General features: G+C 73.8%; 5 protein-coding genes. 1 reads left to right on the forward strand and 4 read right to left on the reverse strand.

Annotated features, from left to right (window positions below; all coding sequences use genetic code 11):
• Positions 1-38 precede the first annotated feature (38 nt).
• From ACZ51I_RS12500 to ACZ51I_RS12510, 3 genes are all read right to left on the reverse strand, one after another.
• Entirely contained in the window at positions 39-9,599 is a 9,561-nt protein-coding gene (locus ACZ51I_RS12500) for a type I polyketide synthase (protein ID WP_468874527.1), read from the reverse strand.
• Positions 9,600-9,931: 332 nt separating this feature from the next.
• The gene (locus ACZ51I_RS12505) at positions 9,932-10,285 is read right to left on the reverse strand and encodes a hypothetical protein (RefSeq protein ID WP_468874530.1); all 354 of its coding nucleotides are present in this window, start codon (positions 10,283-10,285) and stop codon (positions 9,932-9,934) included.
• Complete coding sequence (locus tag ACZ51I_RS12510; RefSeq protein WP_468874532.1) at positions 10,282-10,881, reverse strand: RNA polymerase sigma factor; 600 nt, start codon at positions 10,879-10,881, stop codon at positions 10,282-10,284. The genes ACZ51I_RS12505 and ACZ51I_RS12510 overlap by 4 nt, the downstream gene beginning before the upstream one ends.
• Positions 10,882-11,236: 355 nt before the next feature.
• Between ACZ51I_RS12510 and ACZ51I_RS12515 the strand changes: the two genes are divergently transcribed.
• A complete protein-coding gene (locus ACZ51I_RS12515; protein ID WP_468875617.1) occupies positions 11,237-12,448 on the forward strand; it encodes an MFS transporter in 1,212 nt (403 codons plus the stop codon).
• 22 nt (positions 12,449-12,470) lie between these two features.
• Here the strand turns inward: ACZ51I_RS12515 and ACZ51I_RS12520 are convergent, their stop codons facing one another.
• On the reverse strand, positions 12,471-13,811 hold the full coding sequence (locus ACZ51I_RS12520; protein WP_468874534.1) for a helix-turn-helix domain-containing protein: 1,341 nt from the start codon (positions 13,809-13,811) through the stop codon (positions 12,471-12,473).
• Positions 13,812-13,946: the final 135 nt, after the last annotated feature.

A 13,946-nucleotide genomic window follows, 5' to 3' on the forward strand; every position in this document is an offset into this window, starting at 1 on the left:
GATGAGCAGGGTGAGGGCCCGCCGTCGCGGACCCGGGGTCAGAGTTCGGAGTCGATGAACGCGAGGAGCTCGTCGACCGAGGCCGACTGGACCCGTGCCGACAGGTCGTCCTCCTCGGCCGGGGCCCGCTGAGCCGGGATCCGGGCCGCCAGGGCCTGGAGGCGCTGGACGATCTCGGCCCGGACCTCGTCCTGGGTGTCGTCCGGCAACTCGACGAGCGCCGCCTCCAGCCGGTCGAGTTCGACCAGACCGGGGGTGGACGTCGAGCCGTCGGAGCCGGCGGCGGATTCCGGCTCGGCCGGGGCCAGCTCGGAGTGCAGCTGGGCCACGACCGCCAGCGGTGTGGGGTAGTTGAAGAGGAAGGTGGCGGGCAGCCGCAGACCGGCGCTGGTCTGCAGCCTGTTGCGCAGTTCCACGAGCGTGAGCGAGTCGCAGCCCATGTCCTTGAAGGGCCGGTCGGCGGGAATGCCGGCCGCGGAGAACCGGCCGAGCACGGCGGCGGTCTGCACCCGGACGAGGTCGAGGAGCAGCTCCTCCCGCTCGGCCGGGCTCAGTGCGGCGAGCCGGTCGCGGAGAGTCTCCGCCGCCCGGGGTGCGGCGGTGGCTTTCGCGGCCTGCGCCGCTCGCGGGGCGGCCGGGGCCAGGTCCCGCAGCACGGTGGGCACGTGCGTTCCCAGCGCGCCGAGCGCGGCACGGTCGAGGGGAGCGGGCACGAGCGCGGGGGAGTCCACGCGCAGCGCCGCGTCCAGCAGGGCCAGGCCTTCGGCCCGGTCGATGGGCGCGAGACCGGTCCGGGCGATCCGTACCCGGTCGGCTTCGGACAGGGAGCCCGCCATTCCGGCGGCCCCCGGCCGTCCCGCGGTGTCCGCCCACATCCCCCAGGCCAGCGAGAGCGCGGGAAGCCCCTGGGCCCTGCGGTGCTGGGCCAGGGCGTCCAGGGAGGCGTTGGCCGCGGCGTAGTTGCCCTGGCCGGCGCCGCCGATGACGCCCATGACGGAGGAGAAGAGGACGAAGGCCGCGAGATCCTGGTCCACGGTCAGTTCGTGCAGGTGACGAGCCGCGTCGGCCTTCGCCGCGAGCACGATGTTGAGGCGCTCGGGGGTGAGCGCCGTGATCACGCCGTCGTCGAGTACGCCCGCCGCATGGACGACGGCGGTGAGCCGTACGCCCGTCAGCAGCTGTGCGAGCGCGTCGCGGTCGGCGGTGTCACAGGCCGCGAGGGTGACCTCGGCGCCCAGCCCGGTGAGCTCGGCGGCCAGTTCCCCGGAGCCAGGGGCGTCGGGGCCGCGACGGCTCACCAGGAGCAGACGGCGCGCTCCGTGCTCGGTGACCAGATGCCGCGCGACCAGCCCGCCGAGGGCACCGGTGGCGCCGGTGACCAGGACCGTTCCCTCCGGGTCGAGGACCGGCGGCAGGGTCAGGACGACCTTGCCGAGGTGCCGCGCCTGGCTGACGTGACGGAAGGCCTCCGGTGCCCGGCGGACGTCCCACGTGCTGACCGGCAGCGGGGCCAGAGCCCCCGACGACAGCAGCCGCAGGACGGCCGTGAGCATTTCGGCGATCCGCTCGGTCGGTTCCTGGAGCAGGTCGAAGAAGCGGTAGTCCACCCCCGGGTGGTCGGCCGCGACCAGCGCCGGGTCGCGCAGATCGGTCTTGCCCATCTCCACGAAGCGGCCGCCGTGCGGCAGCAGCCGCAGGGAGGCGTCCACGAACTCACCGGCGAGCGAGTTCAGTACGACGTCCATGCCGCGGCCCCCGGTGGCCGCGCCGAACGCCGCCTCGAAGTCCAGGGTGCGGGAGGACGCCAGGTTCGCCCCGTCCAGGCCGAGGGCGCGCACGGCGTCCCACTTGCCGGGACTCGCCGTGCCGTACACCTCCGCGCCCAGGCCGAGGGCGCGCACGGCGTCCCACTTGCCGGGACTCGCCGTGCCGTACACCTCCGCGCCCAGGTGGCGGGCGAGCTGGACGGCGGCCATGCCGACGCCGCCCGCGGCGGCGTGGATCAGGACGCGCTCGCCCTCGGACAGGCCGGCGAGGTCGACCAGGGCGTGGTACGCGGTGAGGAACACGATGGGTGCGGACGCCGCCTGCGCGTAGGTCCAGTCGGCCGGCATCACGGCGACCAGCCGGTGGTCGGCGACGGCCGTCGGACCGAACGCGCCGGAGAGCAGGCCCATGACGCGGTCGCCGACCACGAGCCCGGTGACACCGGGGCCGACCTCGGTGACCACACCGGCCCCTTCGAGGCCGAGCGGGCCCGGGTCGCCCGGGTAGAGGCCCAGCGTGCCCAGGACGTCGCGGAAGTTGACGCCGGCGGCGCGCACGGCGATGCGCACCTGGCCGTCGGCCAGAGGGGCCAGGACCTCCGGGCAGGGGTCGAGCGACAAGTGGTCCAGGGTGCCGCGCTCGCGCACCACCATCCGCCAGGCGGCCGTGCCGGCCGGGGGAACGAGGGCGCCACCGGCCGTCGCCGGGCCGAGCCGGGGCACGAGCAGGGCACCGTCACGCACGGCGAGCTGAGGTTCGGCGCCGATCAGCGGCAGTGCCGTACGACAGTCGTCCGTGGTCTCCACGTCGAGGAGTCCGACCCGCCCGGGGTTCTCGGTCTGAGCCGAGCGTGCCAGACCCCATACGGCCGCGGTGTCCGGGTCCGCGTCGGCGTCCGGCGCCGTGGCCACGGCGCCCCGGGTGACGAGCACCAGCCGGGAGTCGGCGAGCCGGTCGTCGGCCAGCCACGCCTGGAGCAGGGCGAGCGCGCGGTGCACGGCCTGCCCGGTGCCGGCCGTGGGGGAGTCCGTGAGCTCCGTGAGGGGCGCGAAGACCGCCGTGGGGGCGAGCAGCCCCGTCTCGATGGCCTGCCCGAGGGCGGCGAGGTCGGTGTAGCGCGGACCGACGCCCAGGTCGGCGGAGCCGAGCGAGACGGCCCGCGGGGACTCCTCCGGCTCCGCCGTGGCCGGCTTCCAGTCCAGGCGGTGCAGCGACCGCGGGACGGCCACGTCGTCGCTCACCGGGCGCAGGACGAGCTCCGCCACCTCGGCGACCACCGCGTGGGACTCGTCGAGCAGCGTCAGCGCCACCGCGTCCGGCCCGGTGCCGGTGATGAGCACACGGGTGGAACGGGCGCCGGGCTGGTGGACGGTCACGCCGTGCCAGGAGAAGGGCAGCAGCCTGCGGCCGCCGTCGGCGAGCGCGGTCATGACGATCGGGTGCAGGGCGGCGTCGAGCAGCGCCGGGTGCAGCCCGTAGGAGGCGGCGTCGGTGACGGAGTCCGGCAGGGCGACGTCGGCGAGCAGGTCGTCGCCGTGCCGCCACGCGGCACGCAGGCCCTGGAAGACGGGGCCGTAGGCGTAGCCGGAGGCCGCCATCTCCTCGTAGCAGCCGTCGACGGCCAGCGGCTCGCCGTCGCTGGCGGGCCGGGATGCGGTGGGCGCGGGGGCTCCGTCGTGCGGAGCAAGCGCGCCGGTGGCGTGCAGGGTCCACGGCTCGACGGCGCCTTCGGGCGTCTCGGTGCGGGCGTGCACGGTCAGCGCGCGCCGGCCGTCCTCGTCGGGCGCGGCCACGACGAGCTGCACCTCGGCGCGGCCCTCGTCGGGGATCACCAGCGGGGCGACGAGCGTGAGTTCGGCGACCCGCGGCGTACCGGTCTGCGAGCCCGCGTGGGCGGCGAGTTCGAGGAAGGCGGTGCCGGGCAGGAGGACCGAGCCGAGGACGGCGTGGTCGGCGAGCCAGGGGTGGGTACGGCGGCCGAGACGGGCGGTCAGGACGACCTGGCCCGATTCGGCGAGCTCGACGGCGGGGCCGAGCAGCGGGTGACCCGCCGGCCCTTCGGTGCCGTGCGCGGTCAGCCAGTACCGCTCCCGCTGGAAGGCGTACGTGGGCAGGGCGGGCGTCGGCCCCGGGCCGAACACGGCGTGCCAGTCCGGGCTCCGGCCACGGACGTGCAGGGTGCCGAGCGCGGAGGCCAGGGTGCGGCCCTCGGACCGGCCGCGGCGCAGCACCGGCACGAACGCCAGCGCGTCGTCGTCCAGACAGTCCTGTCCCAGTGCCGACAGGACACCGTCCGGGCCGAGTTCGAGGAAGGTCCGCATCCCGAGGCCGTGGAGTGCGGCGAGTCCGTCGGACATCCGCACCTCCCGGCGTACCTGCCGCACCCAGTAGTCGGCGGTGATCTCGACGGGTCCGCCGGTGACGGTGGACACCATCGGGACGCGCGGCTCCGCGTACCGGACCGTCGACGTGACGGCGGCGAACGCGTCGAGCATCCCGTCCATGCGGTGGGAGTGGAAGGCGTGACTGACGACCAGCCGGCGCGTCTTGCGGCCGGCGGCGGCGAAGCCGGCCGCGACCTCCTCGACCGCCTCGACGTCGCCGGAGACGACGACGGCCAGGGGGCCGTTGACGGCGGCGATGCTCACCTCGTGCTCACGGCCTTCGAGGAGGGCGCCGACCTCGTCCTCCGAAGCCTGGACGGCCATCATCGCGCCGCCGGACGGCAGGGCCTGCATGAGCCGGCCGCGCGCGGCGACCAAGGCACAGGCGTCGGGCAGCGTGAGGATCCCGGCGACGTGCGCGGCGGCGAACTCGCCGATGGAGTGGCCGAGTACGGCGTCGGGGGCCAGGCCCCGGTGCTCGAGGAGCCGGAACAGCGCGACCTGGAGAGCGAAGAGGGCGCACTGGGTGTTCTCGGTCCGGTCGAGCCCCTCGGCGTCGTGGAACATCACCTCGCGGACCGGCGGCATGCCGGGCACGGAGGCGCGGCAGGCGTCGAGTTCGGCGCACACCACGTCGAGGGCGGCGGCGAAGACCGGCTCGGTCTCGTACAGCTCGCGTCCCATCCCCACGCGCTGGCTGCCCTGCCCGGTGAACAGGTAGGCGAGGCCGTCGTCGGTGCGCGCCGTGCCGAGGGCCAGGGCGGAGTGCGGTTCGCCGCGGCCGAGCGCGGCCAGCGCCGCGACGGCCTCCGTGCGGTCCTCGGCGGTGACGGCCGCCCGGTGGTCGAGAGCGGTACGGGTCGTGGCCAGGGCCCGGCCGAGGTCACGGACGGACACCTCGTCGAGGGAGTCGAGCGCGTCGACGAGGGCGGTGGCCTGGGCGCGCAACGCCGGTTCGGTACGCCCCGACAGCACCCAGAGGGGCTGGGCGTCCTCGTCCCCGGCGTCGGTGCCGGGCTGGACGGACGCGTCGTCCGGTGCTTCGGCGAGGACGATGTGGGCGTTGGTGCCGCTGATGCCGAACGAGGACACTCCGGCGCGCCGGACCTTGCCCTCCTCGGCGGGCCAGGGGCGGGGCTCGGTGAGCACCTCGACGCCGCCGTTGGCCCAGTCGACGAGCTCGCTGGGCTTGCTGACGTTGAGCGTGGCGGGAAGTTCGCCGTGGCGCATGGCCATGACCATCTTGATGATGCCGCCGACACCCGCGGCCGCCTGGGCGTGGCCCAGGTTGGACTTCAGGGAGCCGAGCATCAGGGGCTGTCCGTCGCGCTGGCTTCCGTATGTGGCGAGCAGTGCCTGCGCTTCGATCGGGTCGCCGAGGACCGTGCCCGTTCCGTGGGCTTCGACGGCGTCGACGGCGGAGAAGGTGAGGCCGGCGTCCTGGACGGCGGCGCGGATGACGCGTTCCTGGGCGGGGCCGCTGGGTGCGGTGAGCCCGTTGGAGGCGCCGTCCTGGTTCACGGCCGTGCCCGCCACGACGGCAAGGACGTTGTGGCCCAGCCGTCGGGCGTCCGACAGCCGTTCCACGACGAGGACACCGACGCCCTCGGCCCACGCCGTGCCGTCGGCGTCCGCCGAGAACGACTTGCACCGGCCGTCGGCCGCGAGCCCCCGCTGACGCGAGAACTCGACGAAGATGCCCGGCGTCGACATGACGGTCACACCGCCGGCGAGGGCGAGCGAGCACTCGCCCGACCGGATGGCGCGGACCGCGAGGTGCAGGGCGACCAGCGAGGACGAGCAGGCGGTGTCCACCGTCAGGGCAGGGCCCTGCAGGCCGAGGGTGTAGGCGACGCGGCCCGAGGCCACGCTCGACGTCGTCCCCGTCAGACCGAAGCCGGCGGCGCCGGCGCCCGCCTGGCCGAGCCGCGGACCGTACTCCTGGGCCATGACACCGGCGAACACCCCTGTCTGCGTGCCGCGCAGGGAGTCCGGGGCGATTCCGGCCCGCTCCAGGGCCTCCCAGCACACCTCGAGGTAGGCGCGCTGCTGCGGGTCCATCGCCAGCGCCTCGCGCGGCGAGATCCCGAACAGTTCGGCGTCGAACTCCGCGGCGCCTTCGAGGAATCCGCCGTTACGCACGTAGGTGGTTCCCACATGTGCCGGGTCGGGGTGGTAGAGGCCGTCGAGGTCCCAGCCCCGGTCGGCCGGGAATCCCGAGATGACGTCGCGCTGGTCGGCAACGACCCGCCACAGCGCCTCGGGCGAGTCCACCCCGCCCGGGAAACGGCAGCCCATGCCGACGATCACGACGGGGTCGTCCTCGTCCGCACGGGCCTCGGGGGCCGCGACCTCCTGCGGCGCGTCGGTGAGCAGCGCCGCCAGCCGCGCGGGGCTGGGGTGGTCGTACACCACGGTGGTGGGGAGCTTGCGCCCGGTGGCGGTGACGAGCCGGTTGCGCAGCTCGACGACCATGGCCGAGTCGATGCCCAGCTCCTTGAACGTCCGCCGGGGCTCGACCTCGGCGACGGAGTCGTAGCCGAGTACGGCGGCGGTGTGCGCCCGCACCAGTTCCAGGGCGGCCGGGCCGGTCAGCGAGTGCTTCGGCTCGGCCTCGGGGGCGTCCGCCGTGTCCTCCGGGAGCACGGCGGCGCGCGGCGACGGCGCGAGGGACCGGGCGGCGTGGGGCTGCTCCGAGATCCAGTGGCGGCGGCGCTGGAACGCGTACGTCGGCAGCTCGGCGCGGCCGGCGCCGGCGGGCAGGACCGTGGACCAGTCCACCGCCGCGCCGTGGCAGAACGCCTCACCTAACGCGAGCAGCAGTCGCTCCGGTCCGCCTTCCCCGCGGCGCAGGGTGCCCAGCGCGGCGACCGGCAGGTCGACGGCCTCGGCGGTCTGCTGGACGGCGAGCGCCAGGACGGGGTGCGGGCTCATCTCGATGAACAGCTCGTGCCCCGCGTCGAGGAGTGCCCGCACGACGGGCTCGAAGCGCACGGGCTCGCGCAGGTTGCGGTACCAGTAGTCGACGTCGAGCTCGGTGCCGTCGAGGGCCGTGCCGGTCACGGTGGAGTGCAGCGGCACGCTTCCGGCGCGCGGCGCGATCCCGGCCAGCTCGGCCGGAAGTGTGTCACGTACGGCGTCGACGTGCGGGCTGTGCGAGGCGTACGCGACCGGGATGCGCCGGGTACGGACGTCCTCGCCGTACCGCTCGGCCAGGGCGTCCAGGGCGTCCCCGTCACCGGCCACCACGGTCATGCCGGGCGAGTTGACGGCGGCCACGCTCAGCCGCGGGAATGCGGCCAGGTCCTCGCGCACCCGGTCGGCCGGGAGCGACACGGTGAGCATGCCGCCACCGCGCCCGGCGAGCGCGCCGAGGGCGGTGCTCCGCACGGCGATCAGCCGGGCCGCGTCGTCCAGGCTGAGGGCGCCGCTGACGGTGGCGGCGGCGATCTCGCCCTGGGAGTGGCCGACGACCGCGGCAGGTTCGACACCCGCCGCCCGCCAGAGGGCGGCGAGTCCGACCATCACGGCCCACAGGGCGGGCTGCACGACGTCGTCGCGGTCGAGGGCGGGCGCTCCGGGGCGCCCGCGCAGCACATCGGTCAGCGACCAGTCGCGGTAGGGGCGCAGCGCGCGCTCGCAGTCCTCGATCACCTGGGTGAACACGGTTTCGGCGTCGAGGAGTTCCGCCGCCATGCCGGCCCACTGGGAGCCCTGGCCCGGGAAGACGAACACCGCCTCGCGGACGGTCCGGGGGCTGCTGCCCTCGACCGCGGCCTGGGTGCCCCGGGCGTCGGCGACCGCGTCCAGGGCGGCCAGCAGTTCGTCGCGGCCGGAGCCGGTCAGCACGGCGCGGTGGGTGAAGGCGGTGCGGTGGTGGGCGAGAGCGCGCGCGATCGCGGCGACATCGGCTTCGGGGTTCGCGGCGAGGTGCTCGCGCAGGCGGGCGGCCTGGGCGCGCAGCGCCTTGTCACCGCGCCCGGACAGCACCCACGCGACGGAACCGCTTCCTTCTGTCTCGTCCGGCTTGTTCTCGACGGTCGTGGCGGTGTCTTCGCGCCATTTGCCGAGTACCAGATGACAGTTCGTCCCCCCCATTCCGACCGAGGTCACACCCGCGACCAGCGGCCCGTCGGGATTCGGCCACGGTCCGGTTTCGGTGGCGGCGGCGAGCCGCAGTTCCTCGAAGGGTATCTGCGGATTGGGCGTCAGGTAGTTGAGCGTTGGAACGATTTCCCGCTCTTTGAGACAGAGAATCGTCTTGACGAGACCCGCAATCCCGGACGCGCCTTCGAGGTGGCCGATATTCGTCTTGACGGAGCCGAGCAGGAGCGGATTATCGGGAGTGCGCGAGGCGGAGAATACGGCGCCCAGAGCAGAGGCTTCTATGGGGTCGCCGACGCGGGTTCCCGATCCGTGGATTTCGATGTACTGCGCTTGTTCCAGCGGTATACCGGAATTCTCCCAGGCGTCGCGTATGACGCGCTCCTGGGCTTTTCCGTCAGGGGTGGGAAGCGTGTCGCTGGCGCCGTCGCTGCCGACGGCCCCGCCGTGCAGCAGACAGTGGATGCGGTCCCCGTCGGCGATGGCCCGACTGAGGAGCTTCAGCGCCACCACCGCGCCGCCCTCACCCCGCACATACCCGTTCGCCCGGGCGTCCAACGAGTAACATCGGCCGTCGGGCGAGAGACTGCCGAAGGCCGCCAGGGCCTGGGTGCTCTCCGGCGCGAGGTTGAGGTTGACCCCGCCGGCCAGCGCCGTCACGGACTCGCCGCGCCGCAGGCTCTCACACGCCAGATGCACCGCGACCAGCGCGGACGACTGTGCGCTGTCGACCACCATGCTGGGGCCCTGCAGTCCGAGGGCGTACGAGACCCGGTTGGCGATGATGCCCCGGTGCAGGCCGGTCACGGTGTGCGCCGAGGTCGCCTCGGGGCCGGCCGCGTGGGTGAGGGTCGCGTAGTCGTCGGCGATCGCGCCGACGAAGACGCCGGTGGTGGTGCCGGCGAGCGTGGCCGGGACGATCCCGGCGTCCTCCAGCGACTCCCAGGCGAGCTCGAGCACGAGTCGCTGCTGCGGGTCCATCGCGGCGGCTTCACGCGGGGAGATCCCGAAGAACTCGGCGTCGAAGGTGTCGACACGGGGCAGAAAACCGCCCGGGCGCGGAGAGCCGTCGTCCAGGGCGCCGAGGTGCGCGCGGTCCGCGGGCGGCTCCGCTATGGCGTCGCGGCCGCTCCTGAGGAGATTCCAGAATTCCGCGGGGCTCGCTCCACCGGGGAAACGGCAGGAAAGCCCGACGACGGCGACCGTCCGGTCGTCGATCCGGGCTTGGTTCGGTCGCGGCAGCGCGTCCCGGACCGACTGGTCCGGGTTTTCCGACGCAACGCCCGATGGGCCCCCCGCGTCGGCCAGTGGTGCTGCCGCCTCAATCTGGGCATGGCGGATCATGATGTTCTTGCTCCCCCCGTGAAGCACGATCAACGGCGTTGCCGACTCGCGGCCCTGCCAGACTCAATCTCGATTCGGACCCTAGCACCGAGGCGGCGCTCCGTAAACCAATGGCCAGAGCGGGGAGATGGTATGCAAAATGAATATGACGGGTAATCCGGGGGACTGTCGCGGAGCCTTCCGGGGAGACGACTCACGGCCATGCCGACAGACGACCGATGCCTCCCGGCCCGGTGACACCACCCCCGACCGGGGGCGATATCAAGCCGGGCCAGGAGGCCGGAAAGAGCCGGGAACCAGGGCCTGTACGGCCCTGACCCGCCGGACAGGCCCTAGTCGGCCTTCCCCGTCGACTGGGCCTTGGTGAGCGTGCAGACGCCGTCCACGCACTGGCGCTCCAGACGGCCCCGGGAGATGGTCTGCGCCAGGCCGACCATCCAGCAGGTGGGGCAGCCCCGGAAGGCGATCAGGGCCAGCGGGGCCGCGAGCAGGGTCGCCGGGCCGGCGACGGGAACCATCGCGATCGAGCCGATGATCAACCCGAAGCCGATGACGCCGCGCGCCAGGTGGCGCGGGACGGACTTGCTGGCGAAGTTCGGCGCCGAGGACGGTGCCTTGACCGTGGTCGGCACGGTGACCGGGGACTTCGTGCCCTCGGGGGGCTTCACGATGTTCACGGTGTTCATGGTCGTGAGTCTCCTTCGACTGGCTGGTCGATGGCCTGATCTGGTGCCTGGTCGGTCGCTTCCAGCGCGTGACGCAGCGACGCGCGTGCCCTGTGCAGCCGGGACTTCATCGCGGCGCTGCTCAGGCCGAGCGCATGGGCGACGGTCTTGCCGGGCAGGCCCTGTACGTCCCGCATGATCAGGACCTGTCGCTGGTCACGGGGAAGGGCGCTGACCGCGGCCGCGATCCGCTCCACCTCCAGCCGGTACAGAACGGCCTCCTCGGCGGACGGTTCCGCGTATGTCTCCGGCTCGGCCGACGGCTCGCCGCGCATGGCGATGAGCAGTCGTACCTGCCGGAGACACTCGTTGCGGACGATCCGGAACATCCATGAGGCAAGCGCGCCTGTGGCCCGCAAGGTGCCGATCTTCCGGTAGAGGATGATCAGCGCCTCTTGTGCCGCGTCCTCCGCGTCCTGAGGCGAGGCGCACAGTGATATGGCGAACTTGCGCACATGCGGCTGCGATTCCATGACGACGGTGGTGAGCGACGTGACGTCGCCGTCCTGAGCGGCCTTGATGAGCCGCTCGTCAGGCCAGGGGAAGCGTTGGTTCATGTGCTACTCATACCGGAAGGCGCCCCGCGCGCAGGCGCTGGTCAGCTTCGGCTCTTGTTGAAGCGCCGCATCAGGTGCCAGCTGCACGCACCCACGAGCACGACGCCGATGACGACAATGGCAGTGACCATGATTACTGTTTCCTCCCGGTTCGGCCCGGCCCGTTCGGCCGGTACACACATAAGAGACGGGGAGGTCCCGAGAGGATTCGCGTTCCTCCGAAGTTTTTTTCCGAGCCCGTACGAGGGGCCGGCCGCCGCCCACGGAGGCGGCCACCGCGAGGCCGCGCTCGCCGCCGGCGCCCAGCACTTCTGAGGGGGGCCGGACAGGACCTAGCGTCGTCCGGGTGACCAAGATGCTGAACTCCCCAGCGGAGGGCGCCGCTTCGCGGCCGCCTCTGGTGACGCGGCCCCTGCTGCTGCGCTTCGTCTCGATCCTCGGCGCCTCGACGAGCTTCTACCTGCTCCTGTCGGTCGTCCCCCTCTACGCCGAGGCGTCCCGAGGGGGCCACGGCGACGCCGCCGGGCTCACCACGGGCGCGCTGATGCTGGCCACGGTCGGAGGGGAACTCGCCACCCCCCGGCTCGTCGCCCGCTTCGGCTACCGACGCGTGCTGGTGGCGGGACTCGTCCTCCTCGGCGCGCCCGCCTTCGCCCTCTCCGCCTCCGGCGGCGCCCTCTGGATCGCGGCGGTCTGTGTCCTGCGCGGTCTGGGTTTCGCGTTCACCGTCGTCGCGGGCGGCGCCCTGACGGCGACCCTCATACCGGCCGAGCGCCGCGGCGAGGGCCTGGCCCTCGTGGGCATCGTGACCGGGGTCCCCTCGGTGGTGGCGCTGCCGCTGGGGGTATGGCTGGCTGCGCACATCGGGTACGGGCCGGTCTTCGCCGCCGGAGCCGTGGCCGCGCTGGCCGCCGTCGTCTCGGTACCGGGCCTGCCGGACCGCGACCCGGCCCCCGGGCGGACGATCGGGGTGGCGGCCGGGTTCCGTACGGCCGCGCTGCTACGCCCCGCCCTCGTCTTCGCGGCGACCGCGCTCGCCGCCGGAATCCTCGTCACCTTCCTTCCGCTCGCCGTCCCGTCGGCCTCCGCGGGTGTCATCGCCACGGCCCTGTTCGCCCAGTCGGCGGCGGCGACCGCGGCCCGCTGGGTCGCCGGCCGGCACGGCGACCGGCACGGTCCCGCCGTACTCCTCCTGCCGGGCCTCGCCGCCGCGGCCGGAGGGACGCTCCTCACCGCCCTCACCCACAGTCCGCTCGCCGTCGTCATCGGCGTGACCCTCTTCGGCGTCGGCTTCGGTGTCACCCAGAACGCCACCCTGACCCTGATGTACGCGCGGGTCCCGGCCTCCGGTTACGGAACGGTCAGCGCCCTGTGGAACTTCGCCTTCGACGCGGGCATGGGCGCCGGGGCCGTCGGCTTCGGGTTCCTCGCGAGCCGGACCGGCTATCCGTGGGCCCTCGCGCTCACCGCCGCCCTGATGCTCACGGCGCTGGCCCCGGCCTGGCGCGACCGCCGGACGGAGGACCCCCAAGGAGGAGCCCCGTCCACCGACGCCCGTCGGCGGTGAGGCGCGCCCCCGGCCCGTCCCCCTACAGCGGTGGCTGCGCGGGGGCGGGGCCGAGGGTGGTGGTGCCGGCCGTGCGATGGCCGAGCCCCGTGCGGTACGCGTCGAGGGCCGCCTCCACCCGGCCCGTGCGGCGCAGCAGGTCGCCCAGGAGGCGGCACAGGTCGGCGAGGTCGCCCGCCGCGCCCGCGCGCTCCAGCAGGCCCAGGGCACGGACGTAGTGCTCCTCGGCGGCCTCGGTGTCGTGGGCGTCCTCGGCGATGATGCCGAGCAGCCGGTGTGCGGCGGCGGCGTGGACGGCGCCGCGTTCCGGCGACAGGCCCCCGAGCACCCCGTGCAGCAGCTCCGCGGCCTCCTCGGACGCGCCCCGGCGGTGCAGCACGTCGGCGAGTTCGACGGTGACCTGGCTGCTGTAGAGGGTGGCGCGGTGGGAGGAGAGCATGGCCAGGGCCGCGCGCAGCTCGTCCTCGGCGCGGGCGAGTTCGCCGTTCTGGGCGTACACATAGCCGCGCATCCAGCGGCAGTTGGCCAGTTCGGTACGGATCTCCAGCTGGCGGTACATCGCGGCGGCCTTGCCGAGTGAGGCGTCGGCCTCGGCGATCCGGCCCTCGGCGAGCAGGGTGCGGGCGACCGAACGGTGCATCCGGGCGATCAGCGCGGGGTCCTCGGCCTGCGGGGCGAGCGCGAGCGCCAGCTCGGCGGCCTGGGCGGCGCGGGCCTGGGCGCCCATGTCCATGTAGGGGCCGATCACGGCGGTGTAGAGGAGGAGCAGCGCGTCCGGGTCGTGCAGGCCCGAGCGGTTGAGCTCGTCGAGCGTCGACTCCAGGAGGTAGACGGCGTAGCGGAGTTCACCGGCCAGGTAGTGGGCGACGGCGCGGCCCCGCCGGGCCGGGACGCGGGCGGGCAGCGAGGCGTCGGCGAGGGTCCGCTCGGCGTGCTCGAAATGCTCGCGGGCGGCCACGAGGTCGCCGGTCTCGAGCCGGCACTCGCCGAGTCCGAGCAGCGCGGTGGCCTGTTCGTCGACGAGTCCGTGGGTCACGGCCTCCGTGAGCAGACCGGCGTACTGGGCGGCGGCCGCCTCGGCCTCGCCGTCGGCGAGGGTGCGCTGCGCCTCGGTGAGCCGGAGACGCAGGTCGGTGGCGAGACGGGCGGGCCGTCCGGTGGCGAGCTCCTCGAAGGCGACGCCTAGGCGGTCCGCGAGATGGCGCAGCGCCTCGTCGGAGGGGCGCACCCGACCGGCCTCCAGGGTGGAGACGTAGGCGGGGGTGTAGGCCGGTTCGGCCAGCTGGCGCTGAGTCAGCCCCTTCTGCAGTCGCAGGCGTTGCACTCTGCGGCCGATGGTCTCGGGTTCGTCCCGCTTCGCCATGCGCTCCATCATGCCAGCGCCCACCTCACCGACCTCGCCCACATCAGCTCTCCTCACGCCGAGGCCTTGTGCCCTCTCCACCCAACCCCCTAGCTTAAGCGCCTACTTAAGCACAGTTAACTCCCCACTTGAGAG

The organism is Streptomyces sp. NPDC034084 (assembly GCF_055575535.1).